The organism is Rhodococcus rhodnii NBRC 100604 (genome assembly GCF_001894925.1).
Classification (GTDB): domain Bacteria; phylum Actinomycetota; class Actinomycetes; order Mycobacteriales; family Mycobacteriaceae; genus Rhodococcus_F; species Rhodococcus_F rhodnii.
Map to the genome: position 1 here is coordinate 1 of NZ_BCXD01000038.1, position 23,932 is coordinate 23,932.

25 protein-coding genes are annotated in these 23,932 nt (G+C 68.8%); 11 read left to right on the forward strand and 14 right to left on the reverse strand.

What is annotated here, in order from left to right:
• Window positions 1-1,085 precede the first annotated feature (1,085 nt).
• Window positions 1,086-1,271 carry a hypothetical protein gene (locus RR1_RS19795; RefSeq protein ID WP_040772292.1) on the forward strand — a complete coding sequence of 62 codons (186 nt, stop codon included), beginning with the start codon at window positions 1,086-1,088 and terminating at the stop codon, window positions 1,269-1,271.
• Complete coding sequence (locus tag RR1_RS19800; protein WP_010836940.1) at window positions 1,268-2,731, forward strand: carboxylesterase/lipase family protein; 1,464 nt, start codon at window positions 1,268-1,270, stop codon at window positions 2,729-2,731. Before RR1_RS19795 ends, RR1_RS19800 begins: the two co-directional genes overlap by 4 nt.
• A gap of 1 nt (window position 2,732) precedes the next feature.
• Here the strand turns inward: RR1_RS19800 and RR1_RS19805 are convergent, their stop codons facing one another.
• Together RR1_RS19805 and RR1_RS19810 are read right to left on the reverse strand one after the other, a co-directional pair.
• On the reverse strand, window positions 2,733-4,505 hold the full coding sequence (locus tag RR1_RS19805; protein WP_010836939.1) for a cation:proton antiporter: 1,773 nt from the start codon (window positions 4,503-4,505) through the stop codon (window positions 2,733-2,735).
• 78 nt (window positions 4,506-4,583) lie between these two features.
• Complete coding sequence (locus RR1_RS19810) at window positions 4,584-5,528, reverse strand: barstar family protein (RefSeq protein ID WP_010836938.1); 945 nt, start codon at window positions 5,526-5,528, stop codon at window positions 4,584-4,586.
• A 71-nt stretch (window positions 5,529-5,599) separates the two neighbouring features.
• Between RR1_RS19810 and RR1_RS19815 the strand changes: the two genes are divergently transcribed.
• Window positions 5,600-6,862 (forward strand): HNH endonuclease signature motif containing protein, encoded by a 1,263-nt coding sequence (locus tag RR1_RS19815; protein ID WP_010836937.1) that lies wholly within the window; start codon window positions 5,600-5,602, stop codon window positions 6,860-6,862.
• 29 nt (window positions 6,863-6,891) lie between these two features.
• On the opposite strand, the gene map is transcribed toward RR1_RS19815, so the two are convergent.
• The 4 genes from map to RR1_RS19830 are packed head-to-tail and all read right to left on the reverse strand — an operon-like array spanning window position 6,892 to window position 9,484.
• Entirely contained in the window at window positions 6,892-7,662 is a 771-nt protein-coding gene (gene map / locus RR1_RS19820; protein WP_010836936.1) for a type I methionyl aminopeptidase, read from the reverse strand.
• 55 nt (window positions 7,663-7,717) lie between these two features.
• The gene (locus RR1_RS22985; RefSeq protein WP_010836935.1) at window positions 7,718-7,846 is read right to left on the reverse strand and encodes a hypothetical protein; all 129 of its coding nucleotides are present in this window, start codon (window positions 7,844-7,846) and stop codon (window positions 7,718-7,720) included.
• A 33-nt stretch (window positions 7,847-7,879) separates the two neighbouring features.
• Complete coding sequence (locus RR1_RS19825; RefSeq protein ID WP_010836934.1) at window positions 7,880-8,590, reverse strand: SDR family NAD(P)-dependent oxidoreductase; 711 nt, start codon at window positions 8,588-8,590, stop codon at window positions 7,880-7,882.
• A gap of 27 nt (window positions 8,591-8,617) precedes the next feature.
• Entirely contained in the window at window positions 8,618-9,484 is an 867-nt protein-coding gene (locus RR1_RS19830; RefSeq protein WP_010836933.1) for an Fpg/Nei family DNA glycosylase, read from the reverse strand.
• A gap of 154 nt (window positions 9,485-9,638) precedes the next feature.
• Here RR1_RS19830 and RR1_RS19835 point away from each other — a divergent pair, with 154 nt between their 5' ends.
• The 3 genes from RR1_RS19835 (at window position 9,639) to RR1_RS19845 (ending at window position 11,346) form a co-directional block, all read left to right on the forward strand.
• Entirely contained in the window at window positions 9,639-10,454 is an 816-nt protein-coding gene (locus RR1_RS19835) for a thymidylate synthase (protein ID WP_010836932.1), read from the forward strand.
• Between the two features lie 2 nt (window positions 10,455-10,456).
• Entirely contained in the window at window positions 10,457-10,945 is a 489-nt protein-coding gene (locus tag RR1_RS19840; RefSeq protein ID WP_010836931.1) for a dihydrofolate reductase, read from the forward strand.
• 74 nt (window positions 10,946-11,019) lie between these two features.
• Window positions 11,020-11,346 carry a cupin domain-containing protein gene (locus RR1_RS19845; RefSeq protein WP_040772290.1) on the forward strand — a complete coding sequence of 109 codons (327 nt, stop codon included), beginning with the start codon at window positions 11,020-11,022 and terminating at the stop codon, window positions 11,344-11,346.
• Window positions 11,347-11,393: 47 nt separating this feature from the next.
• Here the strand turns inward: RR1_RS19845 and RR1_RS22990 are convergent, their stop codons facing one another.
• Window positions 11,394-11,570, reverse strand: a complete 177-nt coding sequence (locus RR1_RS22990; RefSeq protein ID WP_238558931.1) for a hypothetical protein — start codon at window positions 11,568-11,570, stop codon at window positions 11,394-11,396.
• A 646-nt stretch (window positions 11,571-12,216) separates the two neighbouring features.
• On the opposite strand from RR1_RS22990, the gene RR1_RS19855 reads away from it, so the two are divergent.
• A complete protein-coding gene (locus tag RR1_RS19855; RefSeq protein ID WP_143153947.1) occupies window positions 12,217-13,845 on the forward strand; it encodes a sensor histidine kinase in 1,629 nt (542 codons plus the stop codon).
• Window position 13,846: 1 nt separating this feature from the next.
• Here RR1_RS19855 and RR1_RS19860 read toward each other — a convergent pair whose 3' ends face one another.
• A complete protein-coding gene (locus RR1_RS19860) occupies window positions 13,847-14,485 on the reverse strand; it encodes a response regulator (protein ID WP_010836928.1) in 639 nt (212 codons plus the stop codon).
• 1,113 nt (window positions 14,486-15,598) lie between these two features.
• Between RR1_RS19860 and RR1_RS19865 the strand changes: the two genes are divergently transcribed.
• The gene (locus RR1_RS19865) at window positions 15,599-16,549 is read left to right on the forward strand and encodes an acyl-ACP desaturase (RefSeq protein ID WP_040772297.1); all 951 of its coding nucleotides are present in this window, start codon (window positions 15,599-15,601) and stop codon (window positions 16,547-16,549) included.
• On the forward strand, window positions 16,546-16,827 hold the full coding sequence (locus tag RR1_RS19870; RefSeq protein ID WP_010836926.1) for a hypothetical protein: 282 nt from the start codon (window positions 16,546-16,548) through the stop codon (window positions 16,825-16,827). Before RR1_RS19865 ends, RR1_RS19870 begins: the two co-directional genes overlap by 4 nt.
• Window positions 16,828-16,844: 17 nt before the next feature.
• Here the strand turns inward: RR1_RS19870 and RR1_RS19875 are convergent, their stop codons facing one another.
• The 4 genes from RR1_RS19875 to RR1_RS19890 all read right to left on the reverse strand — a co-directional run bounded on the left by RR1_RS19875 (window position 16,845) and on the right by RR1_RS19890 (window position 20,475).
• Window positions 16,845-17,405: a hypothetical protein gene (locus RR1_RS19875; RefSeq protein WP_143153948.1), complete on the reverse strand. Its 561-nt coding sequence runs from the start codon at window positions 17,403-17,405 to the stop codon at window positions 16,845-16,847.
• A gap of 81 nt (window positions 17,406-17,486) precedes the next feature.
• Entirely contained in the window at window positions 17,487-18,374 is an 888-nt protein-coding gene (locus RR1_RS19880; protein ID WP_010836924.1) for a universal stress protein, read from the reverse strand.
• Between the two features lie 42 nt (window positions 18,375-18,416).
• Complete coding sequence (locus tag RR1_RS19885; RefSeq protein WP_040772296.1) at window positions 18,417-19,454, reverse strand: LLM class F420-dependent oxidoreductase; 1,038 nt, start codon at window positions 19,452-19,454, stop codon at window positions 18,417-18,419.
• A gap of 91 nt (window positions 19,455-19,545) precedes the next feature.
• Window positions 19,546-20,475 (reverse strand): universal stress protein, encoded by a 930-nt coding sequence (locus RR1_RS19890; RefSeq protein WP_081634083.1) that lies wholly within the window; start codon window positions 20,473-20,475, stop codon window positions 19,546-19,548.
• A gap of 204 nt (window positions 20,476-20,679) precedes the next feature.
• Here RR1_RS19890 and RR1_RS19895 point away from each other — a divergent pair, with 204 nt between their 5' ends.
• Window positions 20,680-21,129, forward strand: coding sequence for an RrF2 family transcriptional regulator (locus tag RR1_RS19895; RefSeq protein WP_010836920.1), 450 nt, complete (start codon window positions 20,680-20,682; stop codon window positions 21,127-21,129).
• Window positions 21,130-21,185: 56 nt separating this feature from the next.
• Here the strand turns inward: RR1_RS19895 and RR1_RS19900 are convergent, their stop codons facing one another.
• Window positions 21,186-22,688 carry a glutamate-cysteine ligase family protein gene (locus RR1_RS19900; RefSeq protein ID WP_010836919.1) on the reverse strand — a complete coding sequence of 501 codons (1,503 nt, stop codon included), beginning with the start codon at window positions 22,686-22,688 and terminating at the stop codon, window positions 21,186-21,188.
• A gap of 151 nt (window positions 22,689-22,839) precedes the next feature.
• Here RR1_RS19900 and RR1_RS19905 point away from each other — a divergent pair, with 151 nt between their 5' ends.
• On the forward strand, window positions 22,840-23,109 hold the full coding sequence (locus RR1_RS19905) for a hypothetical protein (protein ID WP_040772289.1): 270 nt from the start codon (window positions 22,840-22,842) through the stop codon (window positions 23,107-23,109).
• 7 nt (window positions 23,110-23,116) lie between these two features.
• On the opposite strand, the gene RR1_RS19910 is transcribed toward RR1_RS19905, so the two are convergent.
• A complete protein-coding gene (locus RR1_RS19910) occupies window positions 23,117-23,881 on the reverse strand; it encodes a M23 family metallopeptidase (RefSeq protein WP_010836917.1) in 765 nt (254 codons plus the stop codon).
• Between the last annotated feature and the right edge of the window lie 51 nt (window positions 23,882-23,932).

Below are 23,932 nucleotides of genomic sequence, written 5' to 3' on the forward strand. Positions count from 1 at the left end.
AGTAAGGCACCGTCGCCGGCGTGAGTTGAAGCCCCTCGGGAGTGAATCGGAACTCGTGTCTCAGATTCGTCGACTGCAGCCGTTCCAACGCCGAGATCCGGACGAACACCCAGCCCGTGTGCTCGCTGAACATACGAACGTGGCTACACACCGCGCCCCAGCCGTCGCAATGACCAGGCTGGCGCTGTTGTACCGACCGTCGAACATCCCGATCTAGAGGTCGCGATCCCACTGAGGTCGATGGCCGATCGCGTGACTGGCGGCCTACCGATCAGTCCCGGCGATGTAATCGCATCCGGACCCTGGGACCTGCGTATCCCGCTGGACATCTGGCCTATGGTCTCGATCCAAAGGCCGCACACCGAGTCTTGGCCGATCATCATGCACGAACTCGGTTACCTCGAACAGTGGATCCGCACGACAGCCACACCCATCCTGATCACGGGGACAAGAGATGTCCCCGAACTGCCGCCCCAGTTGGATATCACCACAGGTACGAGGACATACGCGCCGAGCTTCCGCGAGTCGGAACCATCCCCGCGGCCGCGCAACCGCACTCGATTTGGAGCGGCCGTAGCCCGAGGGGGTCTGCTCGAGATACTCACCGCGGCGCGCGGCTTGCCACCCGACACCATCGCCCAGTGGATCGACACGCTCGCCGATGACGAGGTCGTCGCACATGCGACAAGGCTTGGGACTACCTCCGGAAACCTCAAGCCATGCGGGATGCAGTCTCAGGACTACTCGCCGAGATTCAGGAAGCCGGACCGTACGGGCAGTAGGCAGAATCTCCGATTTGCACGATCCACGAAACGGATGACACTGGGCCGGATGACACGAGATGGCGACACTAGGGCGGACAACCTGCGGCCTCCTCAGTCGCGGTAGTCAGCGAGCAGGTCACCGAACCCGCGGCGGTGCAGGCTGCGGACAAGGGCAGGGGCCGGCTCGTTGGCTGCCGGCCACACTCGGATAGCGGCTCGCTGTGTTTCGTCGTCCGCCAGGACAAGCTTCAGCCGCCCGAGCAGCGCTCCTGTCGTGTGCGGCTCAGGCAGCGGGGATCCGATCGGCAAGAAGATGCTGACGTGATGCAGCGGCAGTGGACGACCTTCGCGACGTCGGGCGCCCCGCTCGCGTCGTGGCCGCAGTACGACGAGTCGCGCCGCGCGACGATGGTCTTCGACGAGATCTCGCGCGTCGTCGACGATCCCGAGCGCGAGAAGCGCATCGCGTGGGAGGGCTACGACGGATACCGAGGGCAGAGTCTGTGAGTTCGCTGCAGATCGCCGTCGACGGCGGCGTCGTCTCGGGCCGCAGGATCGGCGGGCTACGGACGTGGCGCGGCGTCCCGTACGCGGCACCTCCAGCCGGCGAACTCCGTTTCCGCGCACCGCACCCCGTCACGCCGTGGCAGGGCGTACGGCCCGCACATCGCTTCGCGGCCCGGCCCGCGCAGCCTCGCGGAGGCGGCAGCGAGGACTGCCTGCACCTCGACGTCGTCGCCCCGGTCGCGCCGTCCGGCGAACTGCGCCCCGTCATGGTCTACATCCACGGCGGCGCATACGAATCAGGCGCGTCGTCGAACGCGATGTACCACGGCACGGGTCTGGTGAAGCGCGGCGACGTCGTGTACGTGTCCGTCGGGTACCGGCTGGGCGCGCTCGGCTACCTCGACTTCTCGCAGTTCTCGACGCCCGACCGCACATTCGAGTCGAATCTCGGTCTGCGCGATCAGATCGCGGCGCTCGAATGGGTGCAGCGCAACATCGCAGCCTTCGGCGGCGACCCGGCGAACGTGACGCTGTTCGGCGAGAGTGCGGGCGCGAACGCCGTCACGACACTCATGACGGTTCCCCGCGCGCGAGGGCTGTTCACGCGCGCGATCGCGCAGAGCCCGCCCGCGGCGTCGACCTATCTGCCCGAGCGCGCCGCGCGCTGGGCTCGGGAATTCGTCGAGATCGGCGCGACCGACGATCCGGCGACCTGGCTCGCGGCCGCGCCACCGGAGGAACTCGTCGCGGCTGGTTCCGAGCTGACCGCCCGGTCGCTCACCGCCGAGCCGGGAGTTCGCCCGTACGCGCCGACCGTCGACGGCGATCTGCTTCCGTCTCCCGCGCTCGAAGCCTTCGAGGCGGGCCGCAGCCACCCGGTTCCGTTCCTCGTAGGCACCAATTCCCATGAGGGGCGGGTGTTCCCACGGTTTCTCGATATCCTTCCGACGAGCCCCGAGCGCATCACCCACCTGTTCTCGCGGTTCGACGCGGACCTGTTCGATCGGGTCGTCGGCGCGTATCCGGGATATCCGCACCGGCACGCCGCAGCGGATCTCGGCGGTGACGTCACGTTCTGGGAACCGGCCATCCGGTGCGCACGAGGACATGCCGCGCACTCCCCCACCTACGTCTACCGCTACGACTACGCGCCCGCGCTCCTGCACGCCGCTGGGCTGTCGGCGACGCACACCCTCGAGTTGTACGCGGTCTTCGGTCATCACCCGTGGTGGACCCGCGTGTTCACCGCCGGCGGGGCGCGAGACGCACTCACTCGTGTGACGGAGGTCGTCCAGGGCCACTGGCTCGCGTTCGCCCGTGACGGAGAGCCCGAGAACAGCTGGCCGCGTTACGAACTCGCCGATCCGGCGACCTATGTCATCGACCGGCAGCCGCGCGTCGAGATCGGGCTCGACGAGGCGAAACGCCTGGCGTGGCTCGGCTACGAACACCTGCGCTGACTCACTCCTCCGCCTGCCGCAGCTGGATCCCGATCTGGATCGAGTCGAGCACCCGCAACGACCGGGCGAGCGACTGCGAACTGAAGGAGCCGAGATCGCGGAGCCGCAGCAACTCGTCGCGCTCCATCCGGATGATCTCGGCGAACAATTGTCGTTGCTCGGTGATCTCGGCGGCACTTCCCGACTCCGGGACGTCGTCACGGTTCGCTCGAAGCCGGATCAGTGCGTGGTCGATGCTCTCCCGCGAATACTCGTGTCCGTCGGGACGACGCAGCGAGGGGTCCGCGAGGCGGGTCCTTGCCACTTCCGCGAGGTGCGCGCGCAACTCCTCCGCTTCGTCTGCGGACGCCGCACGCGCCCCGTCGAGCCCGAGCCGCCGGACGAGCCAGCCGAGCGTGCCGCCCTGCACCATGAGCGTCCCGCCTGCCACGACGAACGCGACGAGAATCAGCACCGACCGTTGTGGTGTGTCCGCCGGAAGCGACTGGGCGGCCGCGAGCGTCACGGCACCACGCATTCCCGCCCACAACAGAACGACTCCCTCGCGTGGCCCGAAGGCCTGGTCGGTCAGGTAGTCGATGTCCGAGATTCGCTTACTAGCACGATATCTCGCCCTTCGGAGCCGCTCCGCATAGCGATGGTGCACACGCTCGTCGTCGATGTGCTCCGGTGTGCGGAACGCGCCGCGGTCGATGCCGTCGCGCAACTCCTCGAGCTTCTCGCGCACGACGGGCCCGCGGCGCGCGCGGCGGGCGAGGAGCCACAGCGAGACTGCGACGAACACGGCACGCACCAGGATGACGAGAAGCGCCGTGAGCATCCCCAGTCCGAGTGCCAGCCAGAGGCTTCCGTGCTCGTCCCGAACCTCCTCGACGAGGCCGTACAGCTCGACCCCCATGATGAGGAAGACGGCACTCTCGAGGAGCATCTCGACCGTCCGCCACACGACCTGCTCGTTGAGTCTGTCTTCGGCACCGAGAAGGCGGGGCGCGTCGTGACCGGTGACGAGTCCGGCGGCCACAGCCGCGACGAGCCCCGACGCACCGAGATGCTCGGCAGGCAGGAACGCCGCGAACGGGACGACGAACGACACCGCGACGCTGCCCGTCACCTGGTGCAGCCGGCGGCGGATCGCGAGGTTGATCTTTCCGACGACGACACCGATCAGCGCAGCGACGATCACGGCGTAGACGAAGTCGCCGGCGACACCCCAGAGTGAGACGGCCCCTGCCGTCGCCGCGATAGCCGACCGCAGCAGCACCAGCGCCGATGCGTCGTTGAGGAGGCTCTCACCTTCGAGCACCGTCACGACACGCGGCGACACCCCCGACCGTCGCACGATCGCGGTGGCGACTCCGTCGGTGGGACTCACGATCGCACCGAGCGCGATCCCCGTCGCGAGTCCGACGTCGGGGACGAGCAGATGAATCGAGTAACCCACGACGAGAGCGGAGACGACGACGAGGATCACCGAGAACGCCGAGATCGTCCGGAAGTCGCGGCGGAAGTCCATCGCCGGCATGTTGACCGCGGACGAATAGAGCAGAGGTGGCAGCAGGCCGCCGAGGATCCATTCGGGGTCGATCGCCACCTCGGGAACCATCGGGAGAAACCCGATCGCAACTCCCGCCAGCACCAGCAGCAGCGGTGCCGAGACCCCTACCCGCGGCGCGAGCGACGTCACCGCGACGATGACGATGATCGCGACCGTACCGATGATCGCGACCGTACCGATGATCGTGACGTCCACCTGCACCTCTTCTCTGCTGCCCACACACGCGCCGCGCTATGGCGCAGTGTGCCCGTCGACCAGCGCGCGTGGCGGCGTTCTCGGGTGGTTCGCGTCTCGGGGTCAGCCGAGCAGCTCGCCGAAGCGTTCCGTCACCGGGCCGGCACTGCGCGCCGCTCCCGGATGAAGACACTCGGTGAGCACGTCGAACCGTACGCCCGCCAGACCTCCTGCCGCCACGGCCAGCCGGTCCGTGAGTTCGGTCCGATCGCCGCTACCGCGAACGCCCACCGTGATGATCCACAGGCTCGCATCCGGCGCCGGCAGAGTGGGGCGAGACTTCGGCACGAACTCGGTCGGGTGCTGCGACGCGCGTTCGGGATCGAGGATCTGCCAACGCGCGCCGGAGCCGAAGACCTGGCCGAGCACCGGGCCGAGCGCGGCCCGGAACGCCTGCGCCTCGGACTCCGGCACGAACAACCTGAACGCGCACTCCACGATGTCGTCCTCGTCGAACGGTGCAGGCGGATCCGGCTCGACGTCCCACTCGGGTCCCCTCGATACCGAATGTCCGCCGACGGGCCCCAGATCGTCGTGCTCGGTCTGCACGAGACAGAGCATCGGATGCCCGAAGAGCGCCGCAAGCCTCGACTGCGCAGCCCATACATCGAGAAGGCCCACTGCGAGCCGGCGATCGAATCCGACGACCGAATCGAATCCCGCGATGCTGAGGACGGTTCCCGTCGAACTCGCGTCACTGCCTCGGTCGAATGCGGCGACGTCCCGCAGAAGGTCGTTCAGCGCATCGAGAGTGCGGCCGTACCACTCCGGGGACGACAGCGCTGCGGCGAGCGCATCGTGCACGTCGCCCGAGGACGCCCAGGCCTCAGCGTCCAGCGAGTGCACCACGTACCCGAGATCCGCGAGCCGCTCCCCCGCCCGGACGAGGTGGAACCGGCGCTCGTAACGGAAAACGACACCGTTCTGCAACAGGTTCCAGTCGAATCTCTCGTTGCGCTGCGCGAACGCCACTCGGTCGGTGGGGTCGAACACCGCGCGCCGCGTCATCGCATCACCGTACCGACGCGCGTCGACGTTCTCCGAGAAACGTGTCGGACCCTTCGGGTAGGGTCGCTCGTATGTTCGATTCGGGTGGGGGCGGCTCGGGAAACGAGCTGGTAGACGTAGCGGGACTGGTCGAGTCCAAACGTGCGTTGGCGCGGGCGGAGTATCGGCAGATCCGTGCGATCGGGGCGTTTCATGCAGCACGCGTGGCGGCGGAGCAATCGGCAAGCGTGTCGATGCCGGGGGAGTCGGCGGCGAACGAGGTGTCGCTCGCACTGGGGATGAGCGAGGGCCGGGTGTGGTTCGCGATCACGCTGTGCGAGGACCTCGATACCCGGTTGCCGTTGACCGACGAGGCTTTTGCGTCGGGTGAGCTGGATCTGGCGCAGGTCCGCACGATCCACAACCTGCTGCAGAACCTCTCCGACGAGAAGGCCCGGATCGTGGAAGCCGCGTTGTTCGCTCGCGGGCCGATCGACCGGCTACCGCCTGCACGCTTGAGCGGGCGGCTCCGTCGTTTGGTGGCGCGGTACGACCGTGACGGATTCGCGGAACGTTCGGCGCGGGCGAAGGAGGAGCGGTACATCTCGGTCAAGCAGTGCGACGACGGGATGGCGTTCCTCTCGGGCGAGCTGCCGTCACTGGATGCCGCGACGATCTGGAACCGGCTCAAGGAAATGGCCATCGGCGACGTGTGTGCCGGCGACGAAAGATCCATGAGCCAGCGGCACGCGGATGCACTCGTCGCTCTGGCGGACGGGAGTGGGCGGCTCACGTGCGGGTGCGGGCGTGACGACTGCGCGGCCGCTGTCCCGGCTGCGGGCAAGCGTGGCCCGTTGGTGCAGATCGTCGTGAGCGACGGCTCGGTGAGTGCTGGGGGCATGACTGCTGGATTCCTGCCCGGTGTGGGTCCGCTCGATCCCGAGACCGTGCGTGAGGCGATCGCGTACTCCGCGACGCAGCGCATCCACGTCAGTGCAGTCGATCCAGTCGAGCCGGCACCGGACATCGCGGCCCTGCGGTACCGCATCCCGCGTGCCCTGGCCGACCGGATCCGCGCACGTGACGGGGTGTGCCGCTTCCCGCACTGCCCGGTCCCGGCGCCGTCGTGCGACATCGACCACACGATCCCGTTCGACCACGCCAACCCCGGCCAGGGAGGCAGGACCGAGGAAGCGAACCTCGCCTGCCTCTGCAGACGCCACCACCGCTGGAAAACCCAGGGCCGCATGGCCGTACAGCAACTCGGCGACGGGCTGCTGCGCTGGACGATGCCCGACGGGCAGGTCTACGACACCGAACCCGACTCACCCACCTTCTGGGCAGCAGGAGCGTGAGGCCGCGCCCCGTCACGCGATGCAGCGAGTCACGCCTCCCGGTCGGTGAGCACCAGCGGCTCACCGTCGGTGACGGCGATGGTGTGTTCGGAGTGCGCCGTCATCGAACCGTCGCCGGAACGGATCGTCCAGCCGTCTTGGTCGTAGACGATGTCGGCCGTCGTCGCAGCCCACCACGGCTCGATCGCGATGGTGAGGCCTCGCCGCAGCACGATGCCGCGGCCCGCCCGGCCGTCGTTGGGGATGTGCGGGTCCTCGTGCATCGTCCGGCCCAGCCCGTGCCCGCCGAACTGCGTGTTGACGGGATAGCCGTACGCGCGCGCGACGTCACCGATCGCAGCGGACACGTCGCCGAGCCGGTTCCCCGGCCGCGCCGCGGCGATCCCCGCGGCGAGCGCTTCCTCCGTCGAACGCACCAGGCGCTCGTCCTCGGCCCGCGGCGTCCCGACGATGACGGTGCGGGCGCTGTCGGCGACCCACCCGTCGATCGACACCGCGAAGTCCATGGTGACGACGTCGCCGTCCGTCAGGACGTGATCGTGCGGGAGACCGTGCAGGACGGCGTCGTTCACCGACAGGCAGATCACGTTGCGGAAGGGGCCCTCACCGAACGACGGCGCATAGTCCCAGTAGCACGACTGCGCACCGCGGTCGCGAATCATCTCGCGCGCTCGCTCCTCGAGATCGAGGACGTTGACCCCGACCTTGGCCATCTCGCCGAGTTCGGTCAGGACCGACGCCACGAACCGCCCTGTCACGTGCATCTTCGCAATCTCGCCGGAGCTCTTCAGTTCGATCATCGCGCGCCTTCCGTTCCGGTTTTCCCTCGACCGTAGCGCGCGCCACCCGAACGTCTCAGATCTCGAAGCCGAGTTGCGGATTCGTGCGCGACAGGATCATGTCGGTGCGCGGCTGCAACGCGGGATCGAGCTGCTCCGGCTGCGGGATCACCCAGTACCGGCCGTCTGCGACCATGTCGAACACACGCCGAGCGTGCTCGACGGCGGTGAGTCCCTGTTAGTCGGCCTGCCTCTGGAGCGACTGGTTGAACGCCGCGACCTCCGGCGAGGATCCCTCGTCGCGGGCAGCGACGCGGAAGATCTCGCTCTTGACGGAGCCGGGCGTCACGACGGACACCTGGATCGGCGCACCCTTCATGTCCATCTCGTAGCGCAGCGACTCCGTGAGTGCCAGGACGGCGAACTTCGTTGCGCTGTAGGGAGACATGAGCGGGCTCGGCAACATGCCGCCGACGGACGACACTCCGACGACCCACGCTTGCGTCCCCCGGTCGAGCATGCGCGGAACGAAAGCACGGATCGCATTCGCCTGACCGGCGACGTTGACGCGCAGCATCGCATCCCACTTCACGGCCGGAATCTCCCACGAGTAGCCCATCGCCATGAGGCCGGCGTTGTTGAGAAGCATGTCGACGCCGCCGAACTCGGCCCACGCGCGTTCGGCCAGCGCTTCGACCGAGGATTCGTCGGCGACGTCGGTCGCGATCGCGAGAGTCCGGACCCCCGATGCGCGCGCGATGTCGTCGGCGACGGCGCTCGCGCGGTCCCCGTCGAGATCGGCGAGCACGACGTTCATGCCCAGCGAGCCCGCGTGCCGCGCGAAGCCTTCACCGATGCCGTTGGCGGCGCCCGTGATGACGGCGGTCTTCCCGCGGAAGGTCTCCGCCGCGTGTCCGTCTGCTGCGTTTCCCTGTGCTGCGGACGTCATTCGCCCCTCCGTTCGCTCGTGCCGCGATCACTTGAGCAGTCGCGACATCCTCCGGTCCGCGAGGATCTTTCCTCCGGTCTGACATGTCGGGCAGTACTGGAACGAGCGCTCGGCGTACGCGACCTCGCGGACGGTGTCGCCGCAGACGGGGCACGTCTGCCCCGCGCGGCCGTGGACCTCCATGCCCGAACGCTTCTCGCCCTTGAGGCGCGCGGCGTCCTGGCCGACGGACCGTTCGACGGCGTCGACGAGTTCCGAGCGCATCGCGTCGTAGAGGGCGGCCACCTGCTCGTCGGTGAGGTTCTTCGCGGTCGCGAACGGCGAGATGCGCGCGGTGTGCAGGATCTCGTCGGAGTACGCGTTGCCGATCCCCGCGACGAGCGACTGATCGGTGAGCGCGGTCTTGATCCGCGACGACACCGACCGCACGATCCGCGCGAACTCGGGCTCGGTGACGGTGAGCGCGTCGGGTCCGAGGCGGGCGATGCCGGGAACGCTCGCGGGGTCGTCGACGACCCACACCGCGAGGCGCTTCTTCGTTCCGGCCTCGGTGAGGTCGAAGGCGGGAGTCTCGGCGTCCGTCGTGAAGAGGTGGACGCGGATCGCGAGCGGTCCCTTCCCGGGGCGCGGCGGCGTCTGCGACGGGGTGTCGCTCCACCGCAGCCAGCCGGCCTTCGCGAGGTGGACGACGAGCCACAGCCCACCCGCGTCGATCGCGAGGTACTTGCCGTATCGCTCGACGCCGGTGACGTCGCGTCCCTGCAACGCGGTGACGGGAGGGTCGAACGTCTTGAGCACGCTCATCGCGGCGACGTCGACACGCCCGATCACCGCCCCCAGCGCATGGCCACGCAGAAACTCCGCGAGCGCCTCGACCTCGGGCAGTTCGGGCATGCCGCCAGGCTACGCGTCCCGGCTCCGTCCGTAGCGGGATCGGTTCGACGTCGAGCGGCCACCGGCGCCCCGATCGGCCTGTGCGCAGTCGGTCCACGTGACAGCGATCGCGAGCTGATCGGCATGCGAGTGGGCGGCGTCTAGAATCCGTGGCGTGACTGCCGACGCTCGCCCCGTCCCCACGCCGTACGAGGACCTGCTGAAGCTGGTGCTCGAGACCGGCACGCCGAAAGCCGACCGCACCGGCACGGGCACTCGCAGCGTGTTCGGTCACCAGATGCGTTTCGACCTCACCCAGGGCTTCCCGCTCGTCACGACGAAGAAGGTCCATCTCAAGTCGATCGTGTACGAACTACTGTGGTTCCTGCGCGGCGAGTCGAACGCGACGTGGCTGCAGGAGCACGGCGTCACGATCTGGGACGAGTGGGCCGGCCCGAACGGCGAGCTGGGCCCGATCTACGGCGTGCAGTGGCGCAGCTGGCCGACGCCGTCCGGCGAGCACATCGACCAGATCGCGCAGGTCATCGAGACGCTGCGGACGGATCCCGACTCGCGCCGCATGATCGTGTCGGCGTGGAACGTCGCCGAGATCCCGGACATGGCGCTCGCGCCGTGCCACGCCTTCTTCCAGTTCCACGTCGCGGACGGCAGGCTCTCGTGCCAGCTGTATCAGCGCAGCGCCGACCTGTTTCTCGGCGTGCCGTTCAACATCGCGTCGTACGCGCTGCTCACGCACATGGTCGCGCAGCAGGCGGGCCTCGAGGTCGGCGATTTCGTGTGGACCGGCGGCGACTGCCACATCTACGACAACCACGTCGAGCAGGTGCGCGAGCAGCTCACCCGCGAGCCCTATCCGTACCCGACCCTCGAGCTGCGCCGGGCCGACTCGATCTCCGACTACACGTACGAGGACGTCGCGGTGACGGATTACCGGCATCACCCTGCGATCAAGGCTCCGGTGGCCGTGTGAGCGTGCCCGGTACGGTCTCGCTGGTCTGGGCGCAGGCGAACGGCGGCGTCATCGGCGACGACAACGCGATCCCCTGGCACGTGCCCGAGGACATGGCGCACTTCAAGCGCTCGACGACGGGCCGCACCGTCGTCATGGGCAGGCGTACGTGGGAGTCGCTGCCGCCGAAGGTCCGCCCCCTGCCGGGACGGCGCAACATCGTCGTCACGTCGCATCCGGAGTCGATCGAGGGTGCCGAGACGGTCGCCTCGATCGAGGAGGCGCTCGCCCTGTGCGGTGACGACGCGTGCATCGTCGGCGGTGGCCGCATCTACTCCGCGGCGATGCCCTTCGCGACCGAGCTCGTCGTGACGCACATCGACCTCGACGTCGACGGCGACTGCCACGCTCCGGCGATCGACGACTCGTTCTCCGTCGGTACCGACAGTGGCTGGCAGCACTCCGAGAAGAACGGCACGCCCTACCGCTGGGTCCGCTACACACGGGACTGAGCTACGTACGGAACCCGACCGAGTTCGGCGAATCCCGCCGGGCCGCGTGCCCGTTTCGTCCATACTCACGGACCATGGACAAGTTGTCGCTGACCGCGCTCGCCCGCCAGCAGTCGAAACTGGCTCGCTCGTCGACGAGCGGACGCAGCGCGTCCACGGTCTTCGGCGGCCATCGCCGGAGTCTGCGTCAGACGGTCATCGCGCTGTCGGCGGGCGAGCAGCTGTCGGAGCACGACAGCCCCGGCGAGGCGACTCTCATCGTCCTCGACGGGACTCTCGAGCTCGTCGCCGGCGACGACGTCTGGAAGGGCTCGCCGGGTGATCTGATCGTGCTGCCGGCCACGCGGCACAGCGTGCAGGCCCTCGAGGACACGGCGTTCCTGCTCACCGTGGCCATGTGACCTGCCGCGCGGTGGGACCGGCAGCGGCAGTGTGACCGGCAGACCCGTCAGGAGCGGACGATGCCCAGCGACGGCCACCAGATCGTGCTGACGACGGTCTCCTCGCCGGGAAGGTCGTGGCGGAGGTTGCCGTAGATCGCGGCGACGAGCGTGTCGCCGGGCGCTGCGCCCGGGATCGGCGCGGACGAGATGACGGTCGGGACGACCTTCTCGCGCTCGTTCACCGGCAGGATCCCCGCTCGTGCCGTTGCTGAGGTTGAGATAGACGACGCTCAGGCCCACGCCCTCCTGGTTGCGGGAGATCATGCCCGGTCCACCGAAGAACCCGAACCGGAACTCGCCGTTGGTGTTCGTCGCGAGTCCGGTGCCGTAGAGCTGTCCGAGGACGGGGCCGCCCTGGCCGGTGTCCGAGTAGGCCGGGACGGGGAAGAGCTGGACCGGAACGGTCGTCGGCGGCAGTACCTTGCCGATGTCGGACAGCGTGCCGGAGGCGTCGCCGAGGTCGGTGCGCGGTGCGTCCGCGAGCCGCGAGATGGCCGCCGTCGCGTCCGTGTCCCCCTGTGCGGCGACGCGCAACTGCGCCACCGCTTCGTCGATGTCGACCGTGGCCGGGGCCGCTGTCGCGGTCCCCGCGAACACCGCCGCAGCGGCGATCGTCGCCAGTGTGCCCGCCATCGCGCGTCGAACGAACGTGCGTGCCTTCATATTCTGTTCTCCTACGTAGGTAGTGATCATTACCCGATACGATCGGGGAGATGATCGCCACATCGTGAGGCAGTGTTACGGCGAAGGCCTGCGCCCGCAGGCACGCCTATGCTCGTGGTGTGGCCGCATCGTCTGCGGCACACCACCTCGACCGGAGACCGTTCCATGCTGCGCAACGTCCGCCCGAGCCTCGACGCCCTTCCCGAGGACGGCGATCGGCTTCGCCGCCTGCTCGAATCCGTCCTGATCGTCGGCTCCGGGCTCGAACTCGATTCGACGCTGCAGCGCATCGTGCAGTCTGCGACGACGCTGCTGGACTGCCGCTACGGTGCGCTCGGGGTGCGCAGCCCGGACGGCGGTCTCTCCGAGTTCGTGTACGAGGGCATCGATCCCGAGCAGCGCTCGATCATGGGGCACCTGCCCGAGGGGCGCGGCATCCTCGGGTTGCTGATCCGGCATCCGCATCCGAAGCCGCTGCGGCTCGAGAATCTCGGCGACCATCCCGCGTCGATCGGGTTCCCCCCGAACCATCCCCCGATGCACTCGTTCCTCGGCATGCCGATCATGATGCGCGAGCACGTCTTCGGCAGCATCTATCTCACCGAGAAGCACGGTGGCCGGACGTTCACGGAGGTCGACGAGTCGATGCTCGCGGTGCTCGCGAACGCTGCGGGCCTCGCGATCGAGAACGCGCGACTGTTCGAGGAGTCCCGCGATCGTGAGCGCTGGCTCACCTCGACGTCGGCCGTCACGGGCCGGCTGCTCACCGGGGGCCCGTTGCGCGAGACGCTCGACGCACTGGTCCGGCAGGTCCGGATGCTCGCCGCCGCCGACGACGTCTTCATCCTCGTCCCGCACGGAGACGAGACCGAACTCGTCGCCTCCGCACACGACGACGCACCGCCGGACGAAGCCTGCCTACCGCCCTGGACGGCACCACCGTTCGTCGAGGTCACCCGCACGCGCGCATCGCTGACCCTGCCGGATCCGAGTGTGCTCGCAGGACTCGCGCCCCGCGCCGCGCGCGCCGCCGTCCTGCCGCTCACGACGACGGCGGGCGTCGCCGGTGCACTCGTCGTCACCTCGAGGGACAGCGGTGCGTGGGACGCCGCGACACTCGATCGGCTCGAATCCGCAGCGGATCTCGCCGCCGTCGCCCTCGAGTTCGCCGAACAGCAACGCGCCCAGCGACTCCTGTCGGTTCTCGCCGATCGCGACCGCATCGCACGCGACCTGCACGACAACGTGATCCAGCGGCTCTTCGCGACCGGAATGAGCCTGCAGAGCACGACGAGCGTCGACGACGTGCCCGAGCGGGTCGCCGAGGTCGTCGCGGGTGCCATCGAGCAGCTCGATCGCACCGTGCGTGAGATCCGCACGACCATCTTCGATCTGCAGACGAGCAGCGAGGTGTCGGCGACGAGCCTGCGCCGCCGGCTGCTCGACGTCATCGGCGACCTCACGGGACTCTCGCCGTTCGCCCCCAACGTCCGGTTCTCGGGTGCGATCGACACACTCGTGCACCCACGCGTACACGGCCATGCCGAAGCCGTGCTGCGCGAATCCCTCAGCAACGCACTGCGTCACGCGCAGGCGACCAGTATCGACATCACGGCGACGGCCGACACCGAGTCCTTCACCGTCACGGTGTCCGACGACGGCATCGGGATGGGCGACACGACGCGCCGCAGCGGTCTCGACAACGTCGAGCGCCGCGCCGAACAGTGCGGCGGTCACGTCGTGATCGAGTCGACCCCGACGGGCACCGTGATCACGTGGACGGTGCCGCTCTAGCTCACTGCTTCTGGTTGCGCAGTTCCGCCGCGAGGACGGCGGCCTGCGTGCGGCGCTGCATGCCGAGCTTGGAGAGCAGCCGGGACACGTAGTTCTTGATGGTCTTCTCCGCCAGGAACAGTCGCTCCGCGATCTCGCGGTTCGTCAGCCCCTCACCGATGAGATCGAAGACCGCGCGCTCCTGGTCGGACAGTTCGGCGAGCGGGTCGGTCGTGCGCGACGACCGGATGCGATTCATGAGCGCGGCGGTCGTGCGGCTGTCGAGGAGCGACCCGCCGCCACCGATCGTGCGCACCGCCGACACGAGATCGGTTCCCAGGATCTGCTTGAGCACGAAGCCCGACGCCCCTGCCATGATCGCGTCGAGCAGCGCCTCGTCGTCGCTGTACGACGTGAGCATGAGGCAGCGCAGATCGGGGTCGTCGGCACGCAGGTCGCGGCACAGTTCGACGCCGTTGCCGTCGGGCAGCCGCACGTCGAGGACGGCGACGTCCACGTCGGCCTGAGGAATCCGGACGAGCGCCTCTCCCACGGACGCCGCTTCGCCCACGACCTCGAACTCGGGCACGCTGCCGAGCAGGTCGGCGAGCCCGCGCCTGACGATCTCGTGGTCGTCCACCAGAAACACCCGGGTGGCCATAGGTCTCTTCCCTTCGACACGCCGTTCCCCGTGTCCTGACGGAGAAACTGCTGGTAACGGTACTCCTCGGCACGGGAGGCGAGCACGGGACCTCTATCACCGAGAAGGGGACCTTCTCCCCCTGGAACTTCGCCTCGCAGACTCGCATTGTCGAACTCACGGTGTCACCGCCGTGCACCCGACTGCGAGGAGACGAGCGTGTGGACGTTCAGCGACACCGACGTCGTGGCGACCGCCCTCGCCGGTGCACCGTCCGTGTTCGACTCGCAACCGTGGGATCTGCGGCTCGCCGATCGCCGCATCGAACTGTACGAACGGTCGGCGCCCGCTGCGACGGCGCGCGCGGACGTCCTCATCTCGTGCGGCGCCGCGGTGACGAACCTCGAGGTGGCCGTCCGGGCGCTGGGCCGCACCGTCGTGACGACGGTCGCCGGTGACCACGACGAGGACGCTCCCCTCGCCGTCGTCGCGACGGGCCCGTCGACACACCCCTCCAACACCGACCTGCGCCGGTACTCGGCCATCTCGCGGCGATCGAGCCATCGCGACCCGTTCGCCGACATCCGCGTGCCGGACGCCCTCGTCGCCGACATCGCGCTCGCCGCGCACGACGACGACGTCGAGGTGCGGGTGCTGACGCGCGACGACGCGGAACCCGTCGCGGCGCGCCTCGTCGACTCCGCCCGTACCGCGAGCGTCGTGGGCCGGCGGGAACTCTTCCCGTGGCGCTCGCACTGGCTGCCCGGCGGCGACGCGGAGATCGTCGACCGCGACAGTGCCCTGATCACCCAGGCGGTTCCCGACACGGTGCGGCTCTCCGAGGCGATCGCCGACGACACCGTGCTCGTCTTCGCCGCCCCCGACGACACGCGCGCCCTCGTCCATCTCGGACGTGCCGTCGAGCGTGCGTGGCTGACGGCCGTCGACGCGCGGCTGTGCGCCTCCGTCCTCACATACCCGCTCCGAGTCGGTGAGACCTCGCACGCGCTCGGCGAGGACCTGCACACCGACGCTCCCCCCGCAGCTCATCATGCGGGTCGGCTACCGGGGCGGCGACACCCGCGAACGAAGCGTGAAGACCCTGTCCGACAATCGAATCGACGGAGCGTACGAGTGACCCGACAACAGCGTGTGCTGACCGACCGCGAACTCCTCCACGAACTCGAGGAGGTGGCGGAAGGAGAAGTGAACCGTCATCTGTCGATGGCGAAGGAATGGCACCCCCACGACTACGTTCCGTGGGACGACGGCCGCAACTTCGCGATGCTCGGCGGCGAGGACTGGGATCCGTCGCAGTCGGCGCTCTCGGACACGGCCAAGGCCGCGATGATCACGAACCTGCTCACCGAGGACAACCTGCCGTCCTATCACCGCGAGATCGCCGAGCACTTCTCGCGCGACGGCGCCTGGGGCACGTGGGTCGGGCGCTGGACCGCGGAGGAGAACAAGCACTCCGTGGTGATGCGCGACTACCTCGTCGTGACGCGGGGCGTCGATCCCGTCGCACTCGAACGGGCCCGCATGGACCACATGACGACGGGCTTCGATCCGGGCGAGCAGGGAATGCTCGACACCGTCTCGTACGTCACCTTCCAGGAACTCGCGACCCGCGTCTCGCACCGCAACACCGGCAAGGCCTGCGGTGATCCGATCGCCGACCGGATGCTCGCGCGTGTCGCGGCCGACGAGAACCTGCACATGATGTTCTATCGCAACATCACCGCCGCGGCGCTCGACGTCGCACCGGATCAGGCGATCGCCTCGATCCACAAGGTGCTCACGAACTTCCAGATGCCCGGTGCGGGGATGGCGAACTTCCGCCGCAACGCGGTCCTCATCGCGAAGGGCGGCATCTACGACCTGCCGCAGCACCTCGCCGACGTGGTGCAGCCCGTGTTGCGCAAGTGGGACATCTTCGGCCGCACCGATTTCGGACCGGAGGGCGAGAAGTACCGCGACGAGCTCGCGGTCTTCCTCGACGACCTCACCTCGCAGTCGGCGAGATTCGAGGAATCGCGGGCACGGGCGCTCGCCCGCGAGGCCGCACGGAGCGCTGCGTCGTGACACGCGAGGCGCCCGAGCTGGACGGCCCCGACGTCGACGACGACCCGAAACTCGACGAGTTGTTCGTGCACGCGCTGACGATGGCGGAGGCCGCTCGCCGCGGCGACGGTACGGCCTGGATGCAGGCGCGTGCCGCCACGCGGCGATGCGACGACCTCGCGTATCTCACGTCGATGCTGCTCGGCCAGCTCGTCGAGAACGACGCCGTGCGGCGCGGGGTTCATCCTGCGGACGAATGGACGCGCCTGCGCCGGGCAGGGATCGAGAACTTCGGCTGACGTGCGGCGCGGGGAGGTCAGCCCTCCTCGCCACCGCCGCCGATCGCGTCGTCGACCGAACCGGTGGAGATTCCGGGCGGCCACAGCTCGCCGACGACGAGCGCGGCGCCCACCGCGAACGTGTCGGTGTCGAGGTTGCAGATCGTCGCGGCGGCGTACAGCCCGCGGTCGACCGGCGAGAAATCGCTGGTGACGGTGTTGGTGCTGCTGTTCGCACGCTCCACCGGATTCGTGTCGACGACCGCGCCGGCCTCGCCCAGTTGCGCGATGATCGCGAGATAGTCGACCGGATTGCCGAGGATGACGTCCACGACGGACGGCCCCACGACCGGCGCGGCCTTCACGACGTCGATGAGGGTGCTCGAACAGATTCCCGGCGAGTTGAACGGCCCCAACACCACTCGCGGCACGTTGGTGATCTCGTAGTTCACCGCGTCGGTGTCGGCCGTGACGCGGATCTCGACGGGCGGCGGCCCCTCCGTCTGCGCCGCGCTCGTGCCGGCTCCCGCCGCGACGAGTGCTCCTGTGGCACCCAGTGCGATCGCGGCGCGCGTGAGCATCGTTCTCGGTGTTCGCATGGTCTCTCCTGCCGGTAGCAGTCCGAATTTCCGGGGACGCTACCGGCAGAAGAGCGATCGTGTGGCGTCTTTCACACAGGATCAGCTGGGGCGCACGATGAGCACCGGGCAGTCGGCGGTGTGGAGCAGGGCGTTGCTCGTGGATCCGAGCAGCATTCCCTTGAACCCACCCCGGCCGCGGCTGCCGACGACGATGAGCTGTGCGGCCTCGGCGTATTCGCTCAGGACTCGCACCGGACGGTCGCGGGCGACGACACGCTCGACGGGGACGTCCGGGTAGCGGTCGGTGAAGCCCGCGAGGCGCTCCGACAGCACAACCTCCTCGCCCGTCTGGATGCTGCTCCACAGCGGATCCTCGGGCGAGGAGCCGAGCGACGGCTGCACGCTGACGTCGCTCCACACGTTGACTGCGACGAGCGGCGCACCGAGGGCCGACGCGTGCTCGAACGCCACCTCGACGGCCGCCGTGCTGTGCTCCGAGCCGTCGACACCGACGACGACGGGGCCGACGGCCGGCGGTGCGCCGTCGAGCGTGCGGCCGCGGACGACGGCGACCGGGCACGACGCGTGCGACGCGAGTGCGGCCGTCACCGATCCCACGAGCATCGCGGTGAACTCACCGTGTCCGCGCGGGCCGACGGCGACGAGGTGCGACTGCTTCGACAGCTCGCCGAGCACCTCGACGATCTTGCCCTCGTGCCGCTCCGTCGTGACCTCGAGGTCCGAGTCGACGGACTGGCGCGCAAGGACGGCGGCGCTCTCGAGCCTGGAGTTCGCGGTGGATTCGAGTTCCTCGCGGAAGCTCTGCGCCACGAAGGGTTCGGTGTAGTAGAACGCCGGAACGTGTACGACGGTGACGATCCGCAACGGCACTTCGAGTGCGGCCGCGGTACGCGCGGCCCACACGACGGCCGTCGAGGCCGATTCCGATCCGTCGACGCCCACGGTGATCGGTTGTGTTCCGGGCATTGCCCCTCCTGGCTTCGGTGTCGATCTCGTGGTTCGCGTGGGTCAGACGAGCGTGCGGAGCTTCTCGACGAGCTTCACTCTGCCCGCGGCGTCCGACGCGAGCGGCGTGATGTTGAGTGCCGTGACCCCCGACTCGGCGAATGCCGCGAGCCGTTCCCGCACATAGCCTTCGGGACCGATCAGGTTGACGGCGCGGACGAGTTCGTCGGGGATGGCCGCCGCGGCCTCGACCTTCTTGCCGTCGAGGTAGAGATCCTGGATCTCCTTGGCTTCCTTCTCGAATCCGTAGCGCACGGCGAGGTCGTTGTAGAAGTTCTTGCCACGTGCACCCATGCCGCCGACGTAGAGCGCGATGGTGGGCCGCACCCAGTCGAGCATGTGGTCGACGTCGTCACCGATCGCGACGGCGGGCGACGCGTAGACGTCGAGTTCGCCGAGCGACGGGTCGCGCTTCGCCTTGCCTGCCGCGAGCGACTCGCCCCACACCGAGGCCGCCTTCTCGGGGTAGTAGAAGATCGGCTCCCAGCCCTCGGCGATCTCGGCGGTCATCGCGACGTTCTTCGGGCCGAGCGAGGCGATGACGATCGGGATACGCTCGCGCACCGGATGATTGATGAGCTTGAGCGGCTTGCCGAGGACCGTGCCGCGGTCCGCGGGAAGCGGGATCTGGTAGTACTTGCCGTCGTGGACGACCTTCTCGCGGCGCCACACCTGCCGGCAGATCTCGACGACCTCGCGTGTGCGCCCGATCGGGGCGTCGTACTTGACGCCATGGAAACCCTCGATGACCTGCGGGCCCGACGCACCGATTCCCATGACGAAGCGTCCGTCCGACACGTAGTCGAGGCCTGCGGCCGTCATGGCCGTCAGGCTCGGTGTGCGGGTGTAGATCTGGAAGATGCCGGACGCCAGCTGGATCCGGGAGGTCTTGGCCGCGAGGAAGCCCAGCTGACTGACCGCGTCGAACGAGTAGGCCTCCGGGACGAAGGCGATGTCGAGGCCCGCTCGCTCGAGGTCGGCGACCTCCTCGACCGTCTCCGCGAAGCCACCGCTGTAGTTCAGGCCCATTCCGATGCGCACGACACTCCTGACGTCCGGGGTCAAACTGCTCTTCATCCGGCACAGTACGTGGGCGATGCCCCCCCGACGGAACATCGCCCACGCGCCGAGATCAGTCACGCGCCGGACGCACCACCATGACCGGGCACTCCGACTTGCCGACCAGCGTGTTGCTCGTCGAACCCAGGAGCATCCCGCGGAAGCCGCCGCGGCCGCGGCTGCCGACGACGATCAGCTGCGCCTCGCCGGAGAGCTCCTCGAGGCGTGCACGCGGATTGTCGACGTAGAAGCGCCGCTCGACGGTGACGTCGGGGTACTGCTCCTGGTAGCCCGCGAGCGCCTGGGCGAGCACCGCCGTCTCCTCCTGCTCGAGGTCGTCGGGCACGAGTTCGGAGGCGCGGGGATCTTCGAGCAGTCCGGGGCCCAGATCGCTCCACACGTGCACGACGAGGAGTGTCGCGCCACGGAAGGACGCCTCGGCGAACGCTGCCGCGACGGCGGCGTCGCTGAGATCGCTGCCGTCGACGCCGACGACGACCGGCCCCGACTCGCGCTCGTCACCACGGACCACGACGACGGGGCAGTGTGCGTGAGAGGTGACGTTCACGGCCGTGTTGCCGAGCAGCAGGGCCGTCGCCGCGGCGCCGGAGTCCGAGGCGCCCAGGACGATGTACCGGGCGGTCTCCGACAGGTCCACGAGCCACTGCGCGCCGCTCCCGATGGAGAGGTCCGTCGTCACCTCGACGTCGGGGGCGATCGAGCGGGCGAGCTTCGCCGCGTCCGCGAGGATCGTCTTGCCGCCCTCCTCGACCCACTCGTAGACGCCGCCGGCGTCCATGTAAGGTCCGCCGAAGCCGTAGGGAGCGAAGTCCAGGGCGTGCACGATGTGGAGCGACATGTCTCGGGAGCGGGCCATGTCCGCCGCGAACGAGACGGCCGCTGCGGATGTCTCCGATCCGTCCGCGCCGACCACGATGCCGGTCACAGGCCGGTCCGAACCGCCACTCTTCGAACTGCTGCGTCGATCGTCCGAGTTCGTCATGACCCCACTTTAGTCTCGTTCGCCAGGCCGCGGCTGCGGTCCGAGAACTCCACGACCCGGGGCCTGCGTCGCGTGGACGAAGGACTTGCGGCCCTAGCGATCTCGCACAAAGTTCGATGTTTCGCATACGATTTCAGCTAAATGTTGGCAACATGGATCACATTGCGTTCCGCAATGCGAAATGCGGCTTGTACCGTGCGGTCTATGCAGTTCACTCACTTCACCGCGTTGGGCGTTCGCGTGTTGATCCGGCTGGCTTCACACGAGTCCGACGACCGAGCCAATACACGAGTCATTTCCGAGCAACTGGATGCGTCTTATGCTCACGTCGCCAAGGTGATCACGCGGCTCGCCGAGCTCGGCGCGGTCGATGCGCGCCGTGGCCGCCGAGGCGGCCTGAGCATCACGCCGTTCGGCCGTTCGGCACGTCTGGGCTGGCTCGTGCGCCAGCTCGAGGGCGAGGGCGACCTCGTCCCGCACCCGAGCCTCGACAAGTGCACCGAGGGGACGCTGCGGTTCGTGAGCGCGGTGCGCGCCGCCCAGGAGGCGATGCTCACCTCGCTCGACGACGTCACCATCGCAGATCTCGTGGCGGACAACGTGTCCCACAGCCCCGAGCTGGTCGCCGACGTCGAGGCCGTCCTCACGGTCTAGGCCGCAGCCGCCCGGCCGGAAGCGTCCGGGCGGTCGTCACGACGCGGGAGCGCGCGTCACCACGTGTGGACGGGAGATCCGTCGTGCATCGCGGACACGTAGTCGCGCAACATGTTCGCGAGTGCGACGTCGCGTGACTCACCCGCGCGCTCCCGCTGTGCGACCTGCTCGCGCTGCCATGCGGCACCGGTGCGCCGAGTGACGCATCGACCCTCGATCACCGCGAGATAGCGATCGCGGGCCCGTGCTGTGAGCCCGAGCGAGGCGAGCCCCGCATCGGCGATCGGCAGCAACGTTCGGAGGACGAGTTCGTCGGCACCCACGCGACCGGAACCCGGCCAGTACAGGCGGGCGTCCATGCCGAACATCGCTGCGGTACGCAGGTTCTCGGACGCCGCGTCGAAACTCGTCCGTTCCTCGATCGGCGTCTCGCTCTCGACGAGTCCGCGCTGCAGGCCGTAGAAGAAGACGGCGTTCGCCATCATGTCGATCACCGTCGGCCCCGACGGCAGCACGCGATTCTCGATGCGCAGGTGCGGGACTCCGTCGACGACGTCGTACACCGGCCGGTTCCAGCGGTAGACCGTGCCGTTGTGCATCGCCAGCTCGCCGAGCGCCGGAGTTCCGCCGGCGCCCAGCACGGCCGCAGGATCCTCGTCGGTGATCTCGGGCAGCAGGGCCGGGAACCACCGGGCGTTCTCGTCGAACAGTTCCGTCACGGAGTCGATCCAGCGTTCCCCGAACCACACTCGCGGGCGCACGCCCTGATTCGCGAGTTCCGGCGGTCTCGTGTCGGTCGCCTGCTCGAACACCGGCAACCGCGACTCGTGCCACAACGCCCTGCCCGCGAGGAACGGTGAGTTCGCGCCGATCGCGACCTGCACGCCCGCGATCGCCTGCGCGGCGTTCCAGTGCCGCGCGAAGTGCTCGGGCGCGATGCGGAGATGGAGCTGCAACGACGTGCACGCGGCCTCGGGGACGACCGAATCGCAATCGACACGGAGCCGTTCGGTCGGGCTGCCCTGCAGCGGGACGCCGTCGATCGCGAGCTCGATGTCCTCGCCCCGCGCCGCGACGATCTGATCGTTGAGCTGCCGGTAGCGCGGGTTGTCCGTGATCGACCGTGGCGTGAAGTGCTCGAGCCCGAGCGTCGGCAGCATCCCGATGGTGACGAGTTCGGCGTCGTGGTCGTGGATGCGGGCGTCGGCGATGTGGAGCGACGCGCGCAGGTTCCGTTCGAGCTCGAACGTCCCCTCTCCCGAGAGCGGCTCGGGTGGGGCGTTCATCTCGATGTTGAACCGGCCGAGTTCGGTCTGGAAGACGGCGGCCTCGTCGATGGCCGTGAGGACGTCGGCGCTCGCCAACGCGGGCTGCATGTCGGAACGCACGAGCCCGAACTCGATCTCCATGCCCAGCAGTGGCCGCGGCGGCGTGCGATCGTCGGCGAACACGGCGTCGTGCACCATGCGTCCGAGCGCGTCCGAACACTCGTGCAACTTGCGCCGGAACACCCGACGATCCTCGCGCGTGTAGTCGCGCGAACTCACCTCCGCACCCACCCGGTCTCCCTGTCGATCCGTCGTCGGGTCCGATGATTCTCGCCGGCGAATTTCAGCATAGCGTTTCGGCCCCGGAAGCCGGGCTCACGCGTTAACGTGCAGGTCGACGCAGTATCGCACTGTCGGACCATCCACCGCAGGGGGCTTGGAGATGAACGAGACCAGCAGCGACGGCCGGCCGGGCACGCGATTCGCGGTGGGCACCCGGGTCCGTACCCGGCATTCCGTCGACCGCGACGTCGCGCCGGACGATCGCCCCGTCACGTCGGGCGCGATCGTCGACGAGTTCGACGACGCAGGGCGGCTGTCGGACGACGAGTACGGACGCGACTGGGCCGTCACGAAGCGATGGGCGGTCGCGCTCGACGACGGCCCGCTCGTGTTCCGCGACGACGAGGAACTCGAACTCGACGAGTCCTGACCGAGCGTCAGGCGCGCGAGGCGTTGCTGTTCCAGTCCGCCACCACGCCGCGAGACTGCAGCCACGCGGTCGGGTCGGACTTGGCACCGCTGGCGTCGTGCGCCTCGAAGTGCAGGTGCGGGCCCGTCGAGAAGCCACGGTTGCCGACGGTCGCGATCTGCTGTCCGCCGCTCACGTGCTCGCCCGGCGTCACGTAGTAGTCCTCGACGTGGCCGTAGACGGTGACGGAGCCGTCGGAGTGCTGGAGCCGGACCCACTGGCCGTAGCCCTGGGCGGGACCGGCGTCGAGCACGACGCCGTCCTCGGCGGCCAGAACGGGCGTGCCGACGGGGGCGGCGATGTCGATGCCGCCGTGGTGAGCACCCCAACGCGGGCCGAAGTCCGAGGTGAGAGTGCCGGAGACGGGCTGAACCGCGCGCGGCGAGATGGGGTTGACGGAGTCGACCCACTGCTGGATCTGGTTGCCGATCTCGGCGTACTGCGGTCCGAGATCGGGGATCTGGAAGCCGGCCGGGACGAGGCCCTGGGGCACGGTCTCCGGCGGGATGACACTCGCGATGTCGACGGGGAGGGCGTGCGGTGCGGGGGTGTCCGCGGCAGCCGTTCCGGCACCGAGCTGCGCGACGCCCGCGACCATCGCGCCGGTCGCCGCGGCCAGCGTCGCGGCGCGCACGGCTCCGCCACCTGCGGGTTCGTGACGGTGCCGTCCTCGTGGAGCGGTCGGATCGATCTCGATGCTCGGCGCGTCACCGGAACGGCGATGTGAACCCACGTTGCTACCTATCAGTCGACTTGCGGCCGGTCCGGTGGAGCAGCCCTCAGT

Bases quoted from the DNA above. Each gene is read 5' to 3' on its own strand.
- RR1_RS19810 (WP_010836938.1), bottom strand. From the start codon at position 5,528: ATGACGCGGCGCGCGGTGTTCGACCCCACCGACCGAGTGGCGTTCGCG.
- RR1_RS19815 (WP_010836937.1), top strand. From the start codon at position 5,600: ATGTTCGATTCGGGTGGGGGCGGCTCGGGAAACGAGCTGGTAGACGTA.
- map (WP_010836936.1), bottom strand. From the start codon at position 7,662: ATGATCGAACTGAAGAGCTCCGGCGAGATTGCGAAGATGCACGTGACA.
- RR1_RS19825 (WP_010836934.1), bottom strand. From the start codon at position 8,590: ATGACGTCCGCAGCACAGGGAAACGCAGCAGACGGACACGCGGCGGAG.
- RR1_RS19830 (WP_010836933.1), bottom strand. From the start codon at position 9,484: ATGCCCGAACTGCCCGAGGTCGAGGCGCTCGCGGAGTTTCTGCGTGGC.
- RR1_RS19845 (WP_040772290.1), top strand. From the start codon at position 11,020: ATGGACAAGTTGTCGCTGACCGCGCTCGCCCGCCAGCAGTCGAAACTG.
- RR1_RS19855 (WP_143153947.1), top strand. From the start codon at position 12,217: ATGCTGCGCAACGTCCGCCCGAGCCTCGACGCCCTTCCCGAGGACGGC.
- RR1_RS19860 (WP_010836928.1), bottom strand. From the start codon at position 14,485: ATGGCCACCCGGGTGTTTCTGGTGGACGACCACGAGATCGTCAGGCGC.
- RR1_RS19875 (WP_143153948.1), bottom strand. From the start codon at position 17,405: ATGCGAACACCGAGAACGATGCTCACGCGCGCCGCGATCGCACTGGGT.
- RR1_RS19880 (WP_010836924.1), bottom strand. From the start codon at position 18,374: ATGCCCGGAACACAACCGATCACCGTGGGCGTCGACGGATCGGAATCG.
- RR1_RS19890 (WP_081634083.1), bottom strand. From the start codon at position 20,475: ATGACGAACTCGGACGATCGACGCAGCAGTTCGAAGAGTGGCGGTTCG.
- RR1_RS19895 (WP_010836920.1), top strand. From the start codon at position 20,680: ATGCAGTTCACTCACTTCACCGCGTTGGGCGTTCGCGTGTTGATCCGG.
- RR1_RS19905 (WP_040772289.1), top strand. From the start codon at position 22,840: ATGAACGAGACCAGCAGCGACGGCCGGCCGGGCACGCGATTCGCGGTG.